The following is an 18,144-nucleotide window of genomic DNA, read 5'->3' as shown; positions in this document are numbered from 1 at the left end:
CGTGCCGAACCCGCCATATCTGCCCGAAAGTTCCGGGGTTAGCCGAGTGCTACCGGACCATGCCGAGGACCGTCTGAGCGCCGTTCTCAAGCACGGCGCGGGCGTCATCCGACACAACGTCCGGCTTCTTGCCCTGGTTCAGGGCCCGCACAAACCGGTCCATCGCCTTGCCGACGTTCTCGAGGTTGCCCTGTTCCACGCCGTCCCTCGCCTGGGCGAGCGAGGTCTCCAGCTGCTTCGCAACCGGCCCTGCAACATCCCCGCTCCCGATGAGCGAGTCAAGGGTGGCCTGCAGGTAGCCGATGAGGCCCGGCGTCCAGGCGTCAGGCACCGGAACGTCCGCGAAGTCCATGTCCGAGGCGAGGTAGTAGCTCGTGTAGGACGGCTGGTTGTAGGTGGTGTTCTGGCGTGCCACCTCCGCGCGGTACTGCGGGTCGTGCATCAGCGTGGTGAGCTTGTGCCCGGTGACCTCGGTGCTGAGGTACACGCGGATCGCGGAGCTGTCAGCCGTGCGGACAAACAGTTCCTCGCGCCAGTCGCCGAACGCGTCGGCCACCAGCGACGGGTTGCCCTTGGTGCCGTTGTTGGTGAGGGTGCCCTCGGCCGTGAGGACAGTACCGCGGGTCCAGTCGTCGATAGTGGGGGTGGCGTTGCCGGATCCGTTCACGATCTGCGTGGTCAGGTCCGCCGCCCACCTGATGCTCATGTTGGTCCCGGGGGTCTTGGCATCGACGCGCTCGCCCGTTGCGCTGAGCAGGCCCGATCCGTCGCTGCCGCCCGGCATGCTGGCCCACGCTTCGATGCCTTCGACGTCGACACGAACATCGCCGATCATGCCGCGCCCAGTGTCCCGGCCGGAGTAGGCGCCGAAGAGAACTTCTCCGGTGGCGGCGTCGCGCATCACTGAACCATACGGAGCCCAACGGCCACCTTCATGGACGGTCCAGATTTCCTGGCCGGGGCGGTTCGGATCAATGTCGGTGACATGCATTGCGTCGCCGTGTCCCAGCCCCGCTTCAGCACCCGGGTTACCGCTCCCCTCAGGCAGGGTGTCGAAGGAGCTGTAGAGGAGGGAGCCGTCGTCGTCGATTGTGGCTGCGCCGTAGACGATTTCCTGGCGACCGTCTCCGTCAACATCCGCGGCACTCAGCGAGTGGAAGCCCTGCGTGGTGATCGAGCCGAACTCCGGGTCGGTGCCGAGGCGGCCGTGCGGGCCGTCATTGAACGGGTTGGTCATCGGCGTCCAGCCGCTGTCCACGTTCCAGACCTTGGAAAGGTTCTTTCCGTCCCAGTTGTAGGCAACGAGGGTGGAGCGGGTGTAGTAGCCGCGGGCGAAGACCGCCGACGGACGCTGGCCGTCCAGGTAGGCGACACCGGCGAGGAACCGGTCCACGCGGTTGCCCGGCTCGATGCGGCTCATGGCGTAGTCGCCCCACATGAGGCCGTCGTCGTGCCGTCCCGGCTCGTAGTCGACGGTCTGGAGCTCTTCCCCGGTGGCGCCGTCGAACACGGTCAGGTATTCGGGGCCGTCAAGGATGAAGCCTTCGAACGCGCGGAGATTGTTGCGGGTGCTGCGGCTGGGCGCGTACTCGTCGATGAAGTAGTCCGCCATGGCGCGTGCGTCGGCGTCCGAGAGCGGGTACTCGTAACGCTGCTCGATGCCGAACGCATCCTCAAGCGTGGCCGGCCAGTTACCCGCGACAACCTCGGGGTGCTCGTGCCAGCCGGCGAACATGTCCACGACGTGCTCGTAGTAGTCGGCCGCGCTCTTCCGGTAGTCGTCCTCGTTGCTGTAGCCGGCGGCGATGTCATCGGCCGGCATCGTGATGTACTCCGGCTCGCCCGCCACCCCGTCGGTGTACCGGGTGACTGTGGTACCCGGCGCGGTCTTCATCATCATCTCGGTGCGGCCGTCGCCGTCGAAGTCGTAGACCATGAACTGCGTGTAGTGGGCGCCGGAGCGGATGTTCACGCCGAGGTCGATGCGGTGCAGCAGCGTGCCGTCCATCGTGTACGTGTCGACGTAGGTGTTGCCGGTGTAGCCGGTCTGCGAGACGTCCTTGGAATTCGAGGGGTCCCACTTGACCACGTACTCGTAGTCGCCGTCGCCGTCCGCGTCTCCCAGGCTCATGTCATTGGCCGAGTAGGTGTAGCTTTCACCGGCGGGGGTGACGCCGTCAGCCGGCTTCTGGAGCGGAATGTCGGTGTGCCCTTGCGCCCAGGGACTGATTTCCGCGCTGCGCTGCAGCTCAACACCGTCGACGACGGCGGCAACCGAGTAGGTGGTGCCCTCCGTTGCGTCGGGGTCGAGGTAGTTGGTGCTGTCGGTCACCGTGGCAATTTTCTCGCCGTTGCGGTAGACGGCGAAGTCGGCGCCGGTCTGGCCTGCTTCACTGGCGCCGGTGACTTCGGTGGCGAGAAGGCGCCAGCTGAGGAAGGTCCCCTCGGAGGTTGCGGCGGCGACGAGACCGCGGTCGAGGTGTTCGAGCTGGATGCCGACGTTTGCATCGGGTGCCGGAGCCGCGGCGGCTGGAACGCCGCCACCCCCGGCAATCAGGGCAGCACTCAGAGCAAGCGTTGCCGGTACGGGAAGAAGGTGAAAGCGCGAGTTCATCTTTGAATCCTTTCAACGGGAAAGCGCTTTCTATACGCTAGGCGAGCTGCTGTAGAAGGTCAAGGTTTTTCCAAGGTCGATGTGATTCGGCATCGGATGCTCCGCCGGGTGGTTATCGCGCTCTCCGCCGCGAGCCTTCCTGCCGGCCCCGGCCCCCGCCCGGGTCTACCGATCTCGGTCCCTGTCGCGTATGGCCGCTGCCTGGTGCGGCCGCTGCTGGTGCGGCCTCCTGCGGGCGCGCTACGGGAGTGGCCTACTGCAGGCGCGCCACGGGAGTGGCCTACTGCGGCGCGTGAGCAACCCAGACAAAGGGGAGCAACGTTCCGCTCACCCTCGTCCGGTCTGCTCGAACCGGTGTCCGGATTGCTCTACAGGATTTCCGGATTGCTCTACAGGGTGTCCGAATTGCTCTAACCGGCGTCCGACCTACGCAACCGGCGCCCGGCGTACCCCTACCGGCGCCCGGCGTGCTCTGTCGGGTGCAGGCGCGGATGGAAGACCCGGCGTGGCCACCGAGCGCAACTGGCAGATTGAGAGCAGCGGCACCTACCGCGCCGGGCGAACGTCCGTCACCGGCGCGCGCATGCTTCCCCGGAACTCAGATGCCGCCAATTCCGCCCGGGACACCGGTGCTCCCCGCCCGGCGGACGCGTAGAGCGCCGCGACAATCTCGATGGCCCTCGCCGGATCGGCGGCAACCGGCGGCACATCCGCCCCCGCGAACAACGAACCGTAGACCTCGGAAAGCAGCGCGTCGTGTCCGCTTGGCACCTCGGAGGCGGGAAGCGCCCACGAGGCAACGCGGCCGGCGTCGACATGGCGCGCAGGAGTCAGCTTCCAACTCGCATGATTGTGGCCGTACAGGTGCTCCAGCTCGATGGTGGCGTGTTCCGTGTCGATGCGGATCAGACTGGACTCGCGCGGGGCGAGCACCGTGCTCATGACGGACGCGACGGCACCGCTTTCAAACACCACGACGCCGCACGACGTGTCCTCCGTCTCCACCTCCCGGTCCAGGCGGAAGAGTTGACCCGAAGCAGAACTCCACTCCCCAAGCAGGTAGGACAGCAAATCGATCTGATGGATACCGTGGCTCAGCGTGGTGCCGCCGCCCTCGGATTCCCAGGTTCCGCGCCACGGGACCTCGTAGTAGCCGCTCCCGCGGTACCAGTGCGTATGGCAGACGGCGGTCAGCGGCCGGCCCAGCTCTCCCGAGCTCAGCAGCTTCTTGATGTGCGCGGCGGCAGTGCCGGTCCGCTGCTGGAAGACGACGGCGAGCTGGCGGTTCGCGGCGGCAGCCGCGGACTGCATGTCATCCACCTCCGTGAGGGAGAGCGCGGGTGGCTTCTCGGCAATCACGTGGGCACCGGCGTCGAACGCTGCCCTTGCCTGTTCCGCATGTCCCGCAGGCGGCGTACAGATATGGACGACGTCGACGGCCTCCGCCGCCAGCAACTCCTCCAGAGTGCCGTACCCGGCTGTGATGCCATGCCGGGCGTTGAAGTCGCGGACGCGTTCCGCGCTGGGGTCCGCGGCGGCAACAGCGGTGACACCGTCGATCCGGGCCAGCGCCTCGGCATGCAGGTGCGCGACGGCGCCGGTACCGAGAATGGCGGCGCGGAGGGTGCGGGTCATTCGACGCGCCCGAGCTGGTCCTCCAGATGGAAGACCTCTTCGATACGCACAAACGCCTCGTCCGGACGACCCTCAAGTTCCACGAAGAACTCCCCCATCTCGGCCTGCCAGCGTGCGTTGACCTCGGTTTCCGCCATCGCGCGCTGTGCCGCTGCCAAGTCTTCCGTTTCCACGTACCCGATCAGGAGCCCGTCCGGGCGGAGAAAAAGAGAGTAGTTGTTCCAGCCGGTGTCCTTGAGTGCGCGTAGCATATCCGGCCAGACCGCGGCGTGGCGTTCCTTGTATTCCTGCAGCCGGTCGGGCTTCACCTGCAACTGGAAACAGACGCGTTCCATGGATCTCCTCTCAGCGGCGCTCGGGAGTTTTTGTCGCCTAACTGCTGCTTTGGTGCGGTTATAACGTCAGTTAGGCGACAAAAACCCCCACAGATTCGTGCCTGATGTGAATCGTTTCATACGATGGTACACCGGACGGTCCATTCAGAACCCCGAAACCGTCGGAACTTTTGCGCACGTCTGGCGAGCCCGACGCTGGCGATCCCACCAGAGGTGCCCGAAAGTTCCGGGGGCGGGCGGGAACGGGGACGAGGCTAAAGCGTACTGCCGCGCGTGACCAGTTCCGGCTGGAAAATCACCTGGCGGCTCTCGGCGGCGGTCCGGTCAATCGCTTCCAGCAACAGCTCGACGGCGGTGCGCCCCATGAGTTCCGTCGGTCGCCGCACGGTGGACAGCGGTACGACGGCGGACTGCGCAAAGTCGATGTCGTCGTAACCGATGAGCGCGAGGTCCTCCGGAATGCGCAGCCCGCGGATGAGCAGCACCGCCTGCATGACGCCGATCGCCAGCAGGTCATTGGCGCAGAAGATGCCGTCCGGCAGGCCCTCGCGGCCGCGCTCGGCGAGCAGCTCACCCGCGGCCCGCCCGGCAAGAACGGTCATCGCTGCGGCCTCCACCACCTCCAGCTCGGCATCCGGATACTCGGCCACCGCCTGCTGGGCTCCGGTGAGACGGTCCGCGACCTGCTGGATATCGGTCGAGGCACCAATAAAGGCGATTCGCCGCCGGCCCCGCGTGAGCATGTGCTTCACGGCCATGTAACCGCCCGCGACGTCGTCGACCGACACCGAGCTCACACGCCGCTGAGGGTCCACCCGATCCACCAGGACTACCGGCACTCCGTGCGCCCGCAGTTGCTCAAGGCGGGAGTCGATGTTTCCCACTGGGGAAATCAGCACGCCCTTCACCCGTTGCTGCTCGAACACATCGAGATAGCGGCCTTCGCGCCCGGCGTCGTGGCAGCTGTCCCCCAGCAGCACCGTGCTGTCCGACTCCGCCGCGCGGTCCTCGGCGGCGCGCGCCAGCGAGGAGAAGAAGGGGTTGCTCACGTCGAGGACAATCAGCCCGATGGTCCGGCTGAGCCCGGCACGGAGCTGCCGGGCGGCGTCATTGCGGACAAAGCCCAGTTCGGAGATGACATTGAGCACCCGTTCGCGCGTCTTTTCCGCCACGCGGTCGGGGTTGTTGAGGACGTTGGACACCGTACCGACGGCAACCTGCGCCTGGTCGGCAACGTCTTTGATACTGACCATCCGGACAGACCCTCGTTTCGCGGAAGTGCTCGGTTGTGGGACGCGGCGCCGGAGAATCTGCGGCTTTCACCGAATTGCTTGACACCACTTACCGCCAAGGATACCTTTGAAACGTGCTAATGAATCGATTCAATATCTGATTCATCTCCTGGCTCTCCGCCGAACGCCCCATTGCCTCCGGTGAAGAGCCGGTGCAAAACGACGACGACGCGCGCCGGCCCTGGAGCCCACGGCCGTAGATGGAGAGAAGTAATGGTTGACCTGAGCCGCATTACGCCAACCCTGGAGAATCTGGCCATTGAGGTGCCGTCCTGGGCCTACGGCAATTCCGGAACCCGTTTCAAGGTGTTCCAGACCCCGGGCACGCCGCGCACTGTGCAGGAGAAGATCGCGGACGCGGCGAAGGTCAACGAGCTGACCGGCCTGGCACCGTCGGTTGCGCTGCATATCCCCTGGGACAAGGTGGAGGACTACACGGAGCTCGCGGACTTCGCGCAGAACCTCGGTATGAAGCTCGGCACCATCAACAGCAACACGTTCCAGGACGACATCTACAAGTTCGGCTCCCTCACCCACAGCGACCCGGCGGTGCGCAACAAGGCCCTCGACCACATGTACGAGTGCATCGACATCATGAACGTCACCGGGTCCCAGGACCTGAAGATCTGGCTGGCGGACGGCACCAACTACCCGGGCCAGGGTGACATGCGCTCCCGTCAGGACTGGCTGCACGATTCCCTGCAGAAGGTCTACGCACGCCTGGGCGATGACCAGCGCATGGTCCTCGAGTACAAGTTCTTCGAGCCGGCTTTCTACCACACCGACGTTCCCGACTGGGGAACCTCCTACGCCCACACCCTGGCTCTCGGTGAGAAAGCCCTGGTCTGCCTGGACACCGGGCACCACGCCCCGGGCACCAACATCGAATTCATCGTCGCGCAGCTGATCCGCCTGGGAAAGCTCGGCTCCTTCGACTTCAACTCCCGCTTCTACGCGGACGATGACCTCATTGTCGGGTCCGCGGATCCGTTCCAGCTCTTCCGCATCATGTACGAGGTGGTCCGGGGCGGCGCCCTGGATCCGGCCAGCAACGTGGCTCTCATGCTGGACCAGTGCCACAACCTCGAGGAAAAGATCCCCGGGCAGATCCGCTCGGTGCTCAATGTCCAGGAGATGGCTGCACGGGCGCTGCTGATCGACCGCTCTGCCCTGACCCAGGCGCAGGAGGCCGGCGACGTACTCGGCGCACATGCCCTCTTCATGGATGCCTTCTACACCGATGTGCGCCCGGCGCTGGCCGAGTGGCGTCAATCCCGCGGCCTCCCCGCGGATCCCATGGCGGAGTACAAGGCCAGCGGTTACCAGGACAAAATCAACGCTGACCGCGCAGGCGGGCAGCAGGCAGGATGGGGCGCGTAAGCATGAGCAACCAGACAGTGCGAGATTTGATCGAGCGGTCAAACCGGCTCGGCGCGGACAAGCGCAACACCAATTACGCCGGCGGGAACACCTCCGCGAAGGGCACCGACACGGACCCGGTCACCGGCGAAAACGTCGAGCTGCTCTGGGTGAAGGGCTCCGGCGGTGACCTCGGCACCCTCAAGGAGCAGGGCCTGGCCGTACTCCGCCTGGACCGGCTCCGCGCCCTGACCAACGTCTACCCCGGCCTGAACCGCGAAGACAAGATGGTCGCCGCGTTCGACTACACCCTGCACGGCAAGGGCGGCGCTGCCCCGTCGATCGATACCGCCATGCACGGCCTGGTCGACGCCGCACACGTGGACCACCTGCACCCGGACTCCGGCATCGCCATCGCCACCGCGGTGGACGGTGAAGCCCTCACGCAGAAGATCTTCGGCGACAAGGTTCTCTGGGTTCCCTGGCGCCGCCCCGGGTTCCAGCTGGGACTGGACATCGCCGCCATCAAGGCCGAGAACCCGCAGGCCGTCGGCACCATCCTCGGCGGCCACGGCATCACCGCCTGGGGTGAAACCTCCGAGGAGGCCGAGAACAACTCACTGTGGATCATCGAAACCGCTGAGCGCTACATCGCCGCGAACAGCCGCCCCAACCCGTTCGGCGAACCCCTTGAGGGTTACGCCGCCCTCGCGCCGGAGGAGCGCCACGCAAAGGCCGCGGCCCTCGCCCCCGTGATCCGCGGCCTGGCCTCCACCGACCGGGCACAGGTTGGGCACTTCACGGACGACGACGCCGTCCTGGACTTCCTTGCCTCAACGGATCACCCGCGCCTGGCCGCTTTGGGCACCTCCTGCCCGGACCACTTCCTGCGCACCAAGGTCAAGCCCCTGGTCCTGGACCTCCCCTCAGACGCCTCCATCGAGGAGTCCGTCAAGCGGCTGAAGGAACTGCACAAGGAGTACCGCGAGGACTACCGCGCGTACTACGAGCGCCACGCCGCAGAGGACTCCCCGGCCATGCGCGGAGCGGACCCGGCCATCGTTCTGATCCCCGGCGTCGGAATGTTCTCCTACGGTGCCAACAAGCAGACCGCGCGCGTGGCCGGCGAGTTCTACCTCAACGCCATCAACGTGATGCGCGGCGCCGAAGCGATCTCCACCTACGCGCCCATCGATGAGTCCGAGAAGTTCCGCATCGAGTACTGGGCACTGGAGGAGGCCAAACTCGCGCGGATGCCCAAACCGAAGTCCCACGCAACCCGCATCGCGCTGGTCACCGGCGCAGCCTCGGGTATCGGCAAGGCCATCGCCACCCGGCTCGCCGCCGAGGGTGCGTGCGTGGTCATCGCGGACCTGAATCTCGAGAACGCCGAAAAAGTGGCCGAGGAACTCGGCGGCCCCGACGTCGCCATCGGCGTCCAGGCGGACGTCACCAGCCCCGAACAGGTCCAGGACGCGGTCAACGCCGCCGTCCTGGCCTTCGGTGGGCTGGACCTCGTGGTCAACAACGCCGGCCTGTCCATCTCCAAACCGCTGCTGGAAACCTCCGAAAAGGACTGGGACCTGCAGCACAACGTCATGGCCAAGGGCTCGTTCCTGGTCTCGAGGGCCGCCGCGAAGGTCCTCATCGACCAGGAAATGGGCGGAGACATCATCTACATCTCCTCCAAGAACTCCGTGTTCGCCGGCCCGAACAACATCGCGTACTCCGCCACCAAGGCGGACCAGGCCCACCAGGTGCGCCTCCTCGCCGCGGAGCTCGGCGAGCACGGTGTCCGGGTGAACGGCATCAACCCCGACGGTGTGGTCCGCGGCTCCGGCATCTTCGCCGGCGGGTGGGGCGCCAAGCGCGCCGCCGTCTACGGTGTGGAGGAAGAGAAGCTCGGCGAGTACTACGCCCAGCGGACCCTCCTCAAGCGCGAGGTACTCCCGGAGAACGTGGCCAACGCCGCTGCAGTCCTCACCTCCGCTGAACTGTCCCACACCACCGGGCTGCACGTCCCGGTCGACGCCGGCGTCGCCGCCGCCTTCCTGCGCTGACCGGCTCATGATGACGCAGGTCTACGCCGCCGTCGATATCGGAGCCTCATCCGGCCGGGTCATCCTCGGCCGGATGGGCGCCGACGGCCCCACGCTCGACGTGGTGCACCGCTTCCCCAATGGGGTACAGGAGATCGACGGCGCGCTGCGCTGGGACTTCACCGCCCTGTTCGGCGAGGTACTCCGCGGCCTCACGCTGGCCCGCGAGCAGGTGGACGAAAAGGGTGAACGGATCGTGAGTATCGGCGTCGACACCTGGGCAGTGGACTACGGCCTGGTGCACGACGACGGCGCCCTCACCTCCCAGCCCCACAGCTACCGGGACTCCCGCACGGCGGAGGTGGTGGACACGGTCCACGAGAAAGTCCCCTTCGAACGGCTGTATGAGACCACCGGCCTGCAGTTCCTCCGCTTCAACACCATCTACCAGCTCGCCGCCGAACCGAACCTCGAGAACGGACAGGCGCTCCTGATCCCCGACCTCCTCGGATTCCGGCTCACCGGCGAGCGCCGGACCGAAGTCACCAACGCCTCGACCACCGGCCTGCTGGACGCCTCGACGGGCAATTTCGCCGGCGAACTCTTTGACACCCTCGGCATCCCGCGCACCCTCTTCCCGACTCTGATCGAACCGGGGTACACGCTGGGCACCCTGCTGCCGGCGATAGTCGAACACACCGGACTGGACCCAGCAACCAAGGTCATTGCCGTCGGCTCCCATGACACTGCGTCGGCGGTGGCAGCCGTTCCAGCCGGGCAGGCCAACTTCGCCTACATCTCCTCCGGCACCTGGTCGCTGGTCGGCGTGGAACTCCACGAGCCGATCCGCACCGGGGAGAGCAGGGCGGCGAACTTTACCAACGAACGCGGCGTCGACGGCACCATCCGCTACCTGCGCAACTGCGGTGGCCTGTGGCTGCTGAGCGAGTGCCTGCGCGAATGGGACCCGGAAGTCACCCTCGAGGACGTCCTGAGGGACGCGGCCGCCCTTCAGGCCGGCGGACCCACGATCGACGCCGATTCGGATGCCTTCATCGCTCCGGGCAACATGCCCGCCCGCATCCGGGAAGCCGCGGGCGCCGCGCTCGAGTCTGAGGCCGCCGTCGTCCGCTGCATCCTCGACAGCCTGGCGCAGGTGTACGCGCGGACGCTGGCACAGGCGGCTGAACTCAGCGGCCTGCCGATCGACGTCGTGCATATTGTGGGCGGCGGTTCGCAGAACCGGCTGCTGTGCCAACTCACTGCGGACGCCACAGGCCTGCCCGTCGTGGCCGGTCCGGTGGAGGCCACCGCCCTCGGCAATGTACTGGTCCAGGCGCGCGCCGACGGTGCCCTCGGCAAGAACGCAACCCTGAAGGAAATCCGCGCCGCCGTCCGCGGCACGGCCCAAACCTCCCGTTATGAACCGAGCAAGGCGTTCAGCACCACCTGAAAGCGAAGGAACCCCAGTGTCAGCTCGTAGTACCCCTATCCGTACCGCCGTCGTCGGAGCCGGAGGCATCGCGCAGGGGCAGCATCTGCCCGCCCTGCGCGGACTTGGTGACCGGGTCAGCATTGACGCGGTCGTCGACATGGACGGCGGCCGCGCCATGGAGGTCGCGGCGGAGTGGGGTGCGCCCCGTTCCTTCACAGCCGTGGCCGATATGCTCGCCGAGGTGCAGCCCGACCTCGTGGTGGTGTGCACCCCGCCGGGCTCCCACACCGACGCGGTGATCCGCTCGCTCGACGCCGGCGCCTCGGTCTGGTGCGAAAAGCCGCCGACACTTTCACTCGCCGAATACGATTCCATCCTCGAGCACGAGGGTGCCGCCGGCCCGTACGCCTCCTACGTATTCCAGCACCGGTTCGGATCCGCCGCGCGCACGCTGCGTGCGCAGATCGCCGCCGGTGATCTCGGGGCGCCGCTGGTGGGCATCTGCCACACGCTCTGGTACCGCGACACCGCCTATTACGACGTCGCGTGGCGGGGTAAGTGGGAAACGGAAGGCGGCGGGCCCGCCATGGGCCACGGCATCCACCAGATGGACCTGCTGCTGTCCCTGCTCGGCGACTGGACTGAAATCAGCGCCACCATGGCAACGCTCGGACGGGAGGTGGAAACCGAAGACGTCTCCTTCGCTCACGTGACCTTCGAGAACGGCGCAATCGTGTCGGTGGTCAACAGTGTGCTCTCGCCGCGGGAGACCAGCTACCTGCGCTTCGACTTCGCCGATGCCACGGTGGAGGTGGAGCATCTCTATGGGTACGACAACTCGCACTGGAGGTGGACGCCCGCACCGCACGTCGGCCCCGATGTGGTGGGTGCCTGGGCCCCTACCCAGAACCTCGCCAGCTCCCACGCGGTGCAACTGGAGGAGCTCGTGTCCTCGCTTGAGCGCGGGGAGCGCCCGGCGGCGTCCGGGCATGATGGGCGTCGGGTGCTTGAACTGGTTGCGGGACTGTACCAGTCCGCGTTCACGGGCCGGCGGGTACAGCGCAGCGAGCTTCACCGGGATAATCCGTTCTACTGGTCCATGAACGGATCAGGGCAGGGATCCCGCGAACCGATCAAGGAGACAGCCGATGCCTGACCTGCAGCTCAGCCGCCCGAACAACAGCGAACTCGTCATCTCCTGCGGCGCCGTTGACCTCGCGACGTACGTGTTCATCCCGCCGGCCAACCGCTCGGAGGCACCGAAGCCGTACCTGCATCCGCTCCGCACGCTGAGCGGTGCGCCGCTGACCTGCTTCCGCCCCTGGGATCACCGCTGGCACAAGGGCCTGCAGATGACCTGGTCCCACATCTCCGGTCAGAACTTCTGGGGCGGGCCCACATTCTCACCGGAGACGGACTACCAGTGGCAGGACAATCTGGGGTCGATCGAGCACGACGATTTTCCCTCGCTCTCGACGACGCCGGACCGGATCACCGTCGGCGAGAACCTGACCTGGCGCACCTCCGCCGGCGAGCGCTGGCTCTCGGAGCAGCGCGAAACCGTCTTTTCCACCGTCGATGTGCAGGAGCAGTCCTGGCAGCTGGATTTCGCCACGGAACTGACCAACGTTTCAGACCGCACGCTCGACTTCGGCAGCCCCACCACCCACGGCCGCCCCAACGCCGGCTACACCGGCTTCTTCTGGCGTGGCCCGCGCAGCTGGACCGGCTGCGACATCCTCGGACCGGACGGCGCCGGGGGTGAAGCGATGATGGGAACGTCGGCGCCGTGGATCGCCCTCACCGGGCAGCATGACGAGCTCGACGGCGGCGCCACCATCGTGGCGCTGGCCGGGACGTCGTCGTCGTCGGTTCCGCTGAAGTGGTTTGTCCGCAGCGAACCATTCGCGGCACTGGCGCCCTCCCCCGCGTTCGATGAGGAAATAACGCTCGCCCCCGGAGAGTCGCTGCGACTGCAGCACCGCTACGTCTTTGTGGACCGGATCTGCGAGCGCGGCGACATCGAGCGGATCGCGAAGGGCGCATCGCTGTGACACCTGCCCTGCCCCAGGGACCGGCGTTCCCCGGCAGCGTGGGTATCAGCGACCTGCGCGTCTATGAGTGGGAAACAGACGACGGCCACCACGGCGGAACCCCGCACCTGCACACCGTGTCGAACGAGGGCTACGTGGTGGCCGGTGGAACGGGAGAGGTGCACACCCTTTCATCGGACGGCTTCGCCCGGGATCCGCTCAGCGCCGGGTCCGTCCTGTGGTTCAGCCCGGGCACGGTGCACCGGCTGATCAACACCGGCGACCTGCATATCCTGACGGTCATGCAGAATTCCGGGCTGCCGGAGGCCGGCGACGCCGTGCTCACCTTCCCGCTGGACGTCGTGTCGGATGCTGATCGCTACCGGGAAGCGGTGACCCTGCCGGAGGGCTCAGAGAGCGAGCGTGCCGACGCCGCACGACGACGGCGGGACCTTGCGATCGAGGGCTACCACGCCCTGCTCGGCCCGCTGCAGGACGGGGACCGCGGGCCGCTTGAGGAGTTCTACGCCGCCGCGGCGGCGCTGGTGCAGCCCAGGGTGGAGCAGTGGACGAAGCTCTGGTCGGAGACTGTCCTCACCGACGTCGAGACCACCCGCGTGCAACTGGCGTCCCTCACCGCCGGTGACGCTGCGCATCTGGCGGATGCCGCCGTCGTGCGTGCTGTTCCGCGTCCGGAGCCACGCGCCTTCGGGATGTGCGGGCGGCTCCAGGTGTGGGACACCTGACCGCTCCCCGTGTGCAGGAACGCCGGTCCCCGGTGGGAACGTCGTTACCTTTCGACGCACCTGCAACCAACCGGCGATTCTGCCCGGCGCCGCCCGGATAGGCTTTCCAGTGTGACTGTCTCCCCCGGTGCCGGCCTTGGTGCGCTGTTCGTGCTCATCGCCGCCGTGCTGTGGGGTACCACCGGAACCGCGGCGACGTTCGCGCCCGACGTCGGTCCTCTCGCCATCGGCGCAGCGGCAATGGGCGTCGGAGGTCTCCTCCAGTCGCTCCTTGCGGGCCCGGCGCTGGCTTCCGCCCGCGATGAATTACGACGGCGGTGGGTCACCGTAGCGGTCGGCGGCCTGGCGGTCGCGATCTACCCGCTCGCCTTCTACAGCTCCATGCGCCTGGCCGGCGTGGCCGTGGGTACGGTCATCTCGATCGGGTCCGCTCCGATTGCCTCGGCCGTCATCGAACGCCTGATCGACCGGCACCGGCTGAGCGCGCGCTGGGTGGTGGGTGCCGGCGTCGGGCTCGTGGGAGTAGCACTGCTCTCCGTCGTCGAGCCGGCGAGGGCGGCCGGAGCGGGCAATACTGCGCTGGGCGTCCTGCTCGGGCTCCTGGCCGGCGCCACCTATGCGCTGTACTCCTGGGCTGCGCATCGGACCATGCAGGGCGGCGTACCGTCCCGGGTGGCGATGGGCGCAATCTTCGGGGCGGGCGGTGTCCTGCTGATGCCGGTGCTTTTCATCACCGGTGCACCGCTGCTGGACTCGTGGACCAACTTCAGTGTAGGCATCTACATGGCGCTGGTGCCGATGTTCCTCGGCTACGTGTTCTTCGGCCTGGGCCTCGCCCGGGTGAAGGCGAGCACGGCCACCACCCTGTCGCTGGCGGAACCGGTGGTCGCGGCGATCCTCGCCGTCCTCATCGTCGGGGAACGGCTTCCTCCGGTGGGCTGGGCCGGCGTGGGACTGGTGATTGCCAGCCTCGCTGTGCTGACCGTACCGGTGCGCCGGACGGCCCCCGCAGCGGTGGACGTTCCCCGGCTATGACCCGGCGTCCGGCTCCTGGGCCTCCTCGAGGCGGGTAATCCGCACACGTTCGATCCGGTGGTTAGCCATCCTGTCCACCTCGATACGGTGCCCGGCGACCTCCACACTGTCGCCACGTTGAGGGAGACGGCCGAGAAGATCAAGGACCAGGCCTGCCAGCGTCTCATAGCGTCCGTCGTCGGGAAGCTCAGCTCCCATTTTCTCGGAGGCCTCCTGAAGAATCAGCCCACCATCGAGTTCCAGCACTTCACCGCCCTCGAGCCGGTGCGCTTCCGGATGGCCGGCGCGGTCGTCGTCGTACTCGTCGTAGATTTCCCCCACCAGTTCCTCCAGGAGATCCTCGAGCGTGACGATCCCGTCGGTGCCGCCGTATTCGTCAACCACCAGGGCGATGTGGTGTCCCTCCCGCCTCATCTGCGTAAGGGTCGGCAGGATCTTGTTGGATCCCGGCACGGCGAGGATGGGACGGACAAGCCCTGCGATCGGCTCCCCGCCGGAACCCTCGTGGGTGAGTAGGTCGCGGAGGTGGATAAAGCCGACGACGTCGTCAATCGACTCCCGGTACACGGGATACCTGGTGAAGGGGAGACTGCGCACCGCATCGCCGGCCTCCCTGACCGGCATGGCCTGGTCCAGAAATTCGACGTCGGTTCTCGGGCGCTTCACTTCTTCGACAAGGCGCTCGCCTGCGGTGAAGGCATCGGAAAGTATCTGACGGTGTTCCTGCCGCAGGTCCGGGGTGTCCTGGACCAGCTGCCGCAGTTCCGCTGCGGTGTAGTCCTCGGTGGTGGCATGCGGGTCGCCGCCGACCAGCTTCACCACGAAGTTGGTCGACACGGACAGGAGCCAGATCACCGGGCGCATCAGCACGGCGAACACGTTGAGCGGCGGAGCAAGAACCTTTGTGAATCCGACGGCGCGCTGCATGGCGAGGCGCTTGGGAACCAGTTCGCCGAGCACCAGCGACAGGTACGCAATGACCAGCGTCATCCCGATCAGGGCCAGCGTATTGGCGGTCCCTTCCGTTATTCCGAGGTCCACCAGGATTGGCGCCACGTCCGGCGCAAGGGTGGATGCACCGTAGGCCGAGGAGAAGAATCCGGCCAGTGTGACGCCGATCTGCACAGCCGAGAGGAACAGGTTCGGATTGCGGACCAGTGTGGCGGTCTTCGCACCACCGCTGCCGGACTCTTCGATGCGCTTGATCTGTCCCTCGCGCAGGTTGACGATGGCCATCTCGGTGCCCGCGAACACACCCCCGACCAGCACGAAGACGAGAACCAGCAGGGCATTCACAAGAGTGTCAGTGTCCACCTCTTCACCCTATAGGCGTGGTTTCAGACAGCCCTGCCGGTCCGCACCCTACTGCCGCCAGGCACCGTTACATCCGCCCGAACCTGGAGCGGACCAGCGCGAAGATGCCGTAGCAGATCAGCCCAACGGCAATGGTGATCAGCAGCGGGATACCGAAGGGGTGCTCGGGCAGCGCCTTCAGGCTGCCGTCAAGACCGGTGGAACGGCTCGGATCATGCGTCATCACGGCGGCCACAAACAGCATGCCCACCAGCACAAGTGCGAGCCCCTTGGCGACGTGCCCGATCACCCCGAGCACGTCGATGAGAGCACCCCGTCGCGTGTCTTCGAAGTGCGCAAGTTCGGGCCGGAACTTGCGCAGGATCCCCTTGAAGACAAAATAGACACCAATCCCGAACACAGTCCCACCGACGGCGAGAATCACGAAGATGCCGAACGCGGATTCCATCATGGAGGCGGTGAAATCCCGGGTGGATTCGCTGGAGTCCACCTCCCCGCCAAAGGCGAACCGGGCGAAGGTGAAAGCCATGCTGCCGTAGATGATGCTCAGGGACCCTGAGGAAATGGTCTTGGACACCTGCTGCCCGGTGGGAAGGTGCCGGGCACGCAGCGTCGCTTCGCTGAACTGCCACGCGGCCAACCCCAGACACCCGCCCGCGCACGCCCACATGGTCCACGGACCGAAGGTTCCGCCGGCCAGGTGTTCCAGGGCCCCGCTGGGCTCGGCCTCGCCGTTTCCGCCGAACGCGATCTGCAGTGCGATCAGGCCAATCAGAATGTGGACCACGGCGAGAACAGCGAACCCAAAGCGCGCGACGACGTCGAGCGCCTTGTGGTCCGACGCGTCCTCTGCCGCATCGGCGGCCTGACGTGCCAGAGAGTTCTCGTCTGTCGACATCACCGCTCCTGCATTCCCTGGTATTTCAGGGTACAACCGCCGCCCGCAGGGCGCGGAAAAGGCCCGGGCGCTCAGCGACGCCAGAACAGGTGATGCGTTACCCCGCTCGGACTGGGAACAGTCTCAAGGTGGTACCGGTCAAGCAGCTCCTCGGGTGATTCCCAGAGCCGGGACCCGCCGCCGAGCTGTATCGGTGAGACCGCCACGTGCAGCGTGTCCACCAGATCCGCGTCAAGGAACTCCCGGATGGTGGCGGCGCCCCCGCCCAGCCGTACGTCCTTGCCGTTGGCAGCATCACGGGCCTTCGCCATAACACTGGACGGGTCAGCGTTGATGAAGTGGAAGGTGGTGTCAGAAAGGGTGAAGGACGGCCGCTCATAATGGGTCAGCACAAAGACAGGCGTATGGAAGGGCGGCTCGCTACCCCACCAGCCCTGCCACTCCTCGCTCTCCCAGGGGCCGCGGTGCGGGCTGAACTTGTTGCGGCCCATGATCTCCGCCCCGATGTTGTTTGTGAAGTCCCGGGTGAAGTAGTCATCGATGCCCCGGGTTCCGCCGGGGTCCGTGCGGTTCGGCCAGCTCGCCGTTGCCCCCGCCCACGCGAACATCGCGCCCGGGTCTGCGTGGCCGAAGGGCCTCTCGAAGCTCTGGTTTTCGCCGGCGCCATAGCCGTCACTCGACACGCAGAAGTTCTGGACCCGAAGCAGCTGGTTCATCTGTACCTCTCCTTGTGCTGCTGACCGCAGCTAGCCAGAAACTACCGCCAACGGGCACTATCCACAATGGTCAGGCCGCCGGCCACTCCCCCGTCGCAAGGAACTCCTCCAGCAGGCCGAGCGCGGGGGCTGGATCCAGGCCGCGCTCACCCAGCCAGCCGTCGTCGTTATAAGAGCAGGCGTACCGGTCACCGGAGTCACACAGGAGGGACACGATGCTCCCCCTCCGGCCGGCAGCCTTCAGCTGCGCAACGAGCTGCCACACTCCCCACAGGTTGGTCCCGGTAGAGGGGCCCGCGGAGATCCCGGCGAACGAGCGCAGATGGCGGGAGGCAGCGACCGAGGCGGCGTCGGGCACCTGGATCATCGCGTCGATGACGGAGGGGATGAAGCTCGGCTCGGGCCGGGGCCGTCCGATCCCCTCGATGCGGGAGGGTTGACCGACGGCAGCGCTGCCGCCCGCCCAGGTCGGGTAGAACGCCGAGTTCTCAGGATCAACGACGGCGAGGCGCGTGGGGTACCGGTTGTATCGGAGGTACCTACCGATGGTGGCGCTGGTTCCTCCGGTTCCCGCGCCGACCACCACCCACTCGGGCACCGGGAACCGCTCGTGTTCCATCTGCCGGAAGATCGATTCGGCGATGTTGTTGTTGCCGCGCCAGTCAGTGGCGCGTTCGGCGTAGGTGAACTGGT

The 18,144-nt window shown here is 66.6% G+C and carries 15 protein-coding genes; 7 read left to right on the top strand and 8 right to left on the bottom strand.

All coding sequences use genetic code 11. The annotated features are described in order from the left end of the window. Nucleotides 1-49: 49 nt before the first annotated feature. The 4 genes from X803_RS0109375 to X803_RS0109360 form a co-directional block, all read right to left on the bottom strand. A complete protein-coding gene (locus X803_RS0109375; protein WP_026544943.1) occupies nucleotides 50-2,614 on the bottom strand; it encodes a rhamnogalacturonan lyase in 2,565 nt (854 codons plus the stop codon). A gap of 546 nt (nucleotides 2,615-3,160) precedes the next feature. After that, nucleotides 3,161-4,249: a Gfo/Idh/MocA family protein gene (locus X803_RS0109370; protein WP_026544942.1), complete on the bottom strand. Its 1,089-nt coding sequence runs from the start codon at nucleotides 4,247-4,249 to the stop codon at nucleotides 3,161-3,163. Further along, nucleotides 4,246-4,584, bottom strand: coding sequence for an L-rhamnose mutarotase (locus tag X803_RS0109365; RefSeq protein ID WP_026544941.1), 339 nt, complete (start codon nucleotides 4,582-4,584; stop codon nucleotides 4,246-4,248). Before X803_RS0109365 ends, X803_RS0109370 begins: the two co-directional genes overlap by 4 nt. Before the next feature lie 254 nt (nucleotides 4,585-4,838). Further along, the gene (locus X803_RS0109360; RefSeq protein ID WP_026544940.1) at nucleotides 4,839-5,837 is read right to left on the bottom strand and encodes a LacI family DNA-binding transcriptional regulator; all 999 of its coding nucleotides are present in this window, start codon (nucleotides 5,835-5,837) and stop codon (nucleotides 4,839-4,841) included. A 252-nt stretch (nucleotides 5,838-6,089) separates the two neighbouring features. Between X803_RS0109360 and rhaI the strand changes: the two genes are divergently transcribed. The 7 genes from rhaI (at nucleotide 6,090) to X803_RS0109325 (ending at nucleotide 14,523) form a co-directional block, all read left to right on the top strand. Then, entirely contained in the window at nucleotides 6,090-7,256 is a 1,167-nt protein-coding gene (gene rhaI, locus X803_RS0109355) for an L-rhamnose isomerase (RefSeq protein ID WP_026544939.1), read from the top strand. A 2-nt stretch (nucleotides 7,257-7,258) separates the two neighbouring features. Further along, complete coding sequence (locus X803_RS0109350; RefSeq protein WP_026544938.1) at nucleotides 7,259-9,295, top strand: bifunctional rhamnulose-1-phosphate aldolase/short-chain dehydrogenase; 2,037 nt, start codon at nucleotides 7,259-7,261, stop codon at nucleotides 9,293-9,295. A gap of 7 nt (nucleotides 9,296-9,302) precedes the next feature. Next, nucleotides 9,303-10,727, top strand: a complete 1,425-nt coding sequence (locus tag X803_RS18955) for a rhamnulokinase (protein ID WP_035778459.1) — start codon at nucleotides 9,303-9,305, stop codon at nucleotides 10,725-10,727. Nucleotides 10,728-10,743: 16 nt separating this feature from the next. Next, on the top strand, nucleotides 10,744-11,865 hold the full coding sequence (locus X803_RS18950) for a Gfo/Idh/MocA family protein (protein WP_253907434.1): 1,122 nt from the start codon (nucleotides 10,744-10,746) through the stop codon (nucleotides 11,863-11,865). Next, a complete protein-coding gene (locus X803_RS0109335; RefSeq protein WP_026544937.1) occupies nucleotides 11,858-12,763 on the top strand; it encodes a DUF6807 domain-containing protein in 906 nt (301 codons plus the stop codon). Before X803_RS18950 ends, X803_RS0109335 begins: the two co-directional genes overlap by 8 nt. Further along, entirely contained in the window at nucleotides 12,760-13,488 is a 729-nt protein-coding gene (locus X803_RS0109330) for a cupin domain-containing protein (RefSeq protein WP_026544936.1), read from the top strand. The genes X803_RS0109335 and X803_RS0109330 overlap by 4 nt, the downstream gene beginning before the upstream one ends. 111 nt (nucleotides 13,489-13,599) lie before the next feature. Beyond that, nucleotides 13,600-14,523, top strand: a complete 924-nt coding sequence (locus X803_RS0109325) for a DMT family transporter (RefSeq protein ID WP_026544935.1) — start codon at nucleotides 13,600-13,602, stop codon at nucleotides 14,521-14,523. On the opposite strand, the gene X803_RS0109320 is transcribed toward X803_RS0109325, so the two are convergent. The 4 genes from X803_RS0109320 to X803_RS0109305 all read right to left on the bottom strand — a co-directional run. Continuing rightward, entirely contained in the window at nucleotides 14,518-15,837 is a 1,320-nt protein-coding gene (locus X803_RS0109320) for a hemolysin family protein (protein WP_026544934.1), read from the bottom strand. The two genes, X803_RS0109325 and X803_RS0109320, sit on opposite strands and share 6 nt — an antisense overlap. A 67-nt stretch (nucleotides 15,838-15,904) precedes the next feature. Further along, entirely contained in the window at nucleotides 15,905-16,735 is an 831-nt protein-coding gene (locus X803_RS0109315; protein WP_026544933.1) for a DUF1206 domain-containing protein, read from the bottom strand. A 71-nt stretch (nucleotides 16,736-16,806) separates the two neighbouring features. After that, a complete protein-coding gene (locus X803_RS0109310; protein ID WP_026544932.1) occupies nucleotides 16,807-17,451 on the bottom strand; it encodes a dihydrofolate reductase family protein in 645 nt (214 codons plus the stop codon). A gap of 70 nt (nucleotides 17,452-17,521) precedes the next feature. Continuing rightward, nucleotides 17,522-18,144 (bottom strand): pyridoxal-phosphate dependent enzyme (locus X803_RS0109305; RefSeq protein WP_026544931.1); only part of this gene is annotated, 623 nt, incomplete at its 5' end.

Source organism: Arthrobacter sp. 35/47 (assembly GCF_000520475.1).
Classification (GTDB): Bacteria; Actinomycetota; Actinomycetes; order Actinomycetales; family Micrococcaceae; genus Arthrobacter_D; species Arthrobacter_D subterraneus.
Note: the sequence above shows the minus strand (reverse complement) of the source record. Positions and strands in the feature narration are given on the sequence as shown.

Bases quoted from the DNA above. Each gene is read 5' to 3' on its own strand.
- X803_RS0109375 (WP_026544943.1), bottom strand. From the start codon at position 2,614: ATGAACTCGCGCTTTCACCTTCTTCCCGTACCGGCAACGCTTGCTCTG.
- X803_RS0109370 (WP_026544942.1), bottom strand. From the start codon at position 4,249: ATGACCCGCACCCTCCGCGCCGCCATTCTCGGTACCGGCGCCGTCGCG.
- X803_RS0109365 (WP_026544941.1), bottom strand. From the start codon at position 4,584: ATGGAACGCGTCTGTTTCCAGTTGCAGGTGAAGCCCGACCGGCTGCAG.
- X803_RS0109360 (WP_026544940.1), bottom strand. From the start codon at position 5,837: ATGGTCAGTATCAAAGACGTTGCCGACCAGGCGCAGGTTGCCGTCGGT.
- rhaI (WP_026544939.1), top strand. From the start codon at position 6,090: ATGGTTGACCTGAGCCGCATTACGCCAACCCTGGAGAATCTGGCCATT.
- X803_RS0109350 (WP_026544938.1), top strand. From the start codon at position 7,259: ATGAGCAACCAGACAGTGCGAGATTTGATCGAGCGGTCAAACCGGCTC.
- X803_RS18955 (WP_035778459.1), top strand. From the start codon at position 9,303: ATGATGACGCAGGTCTACGCCGCCGTCGATATCGGAGCCTCATCCGGC.
- X803_RS0109335 (WP_026544937.1), top strand. From the start codon at position 11,858: ATGCCTGACCTGCAGCTCAGCCGCCCGAACAACAGCGAACTCGTCATC.
- X803_RS0109315 (WP_026544933.1), bottom strand. From the start codon at position 16,735: ATGTCGACAGACGAGAACTCTCTGGCACGTCAGGCCGCCGATGCGGCA.
- X803_RS0109310 (WP_026544932.1), bottom strand. From the start codon at position 17,451: ATGAACCAGCTGCTTCGGGTCCAGAACTTCTGCGTGTCGAGTGACGGC.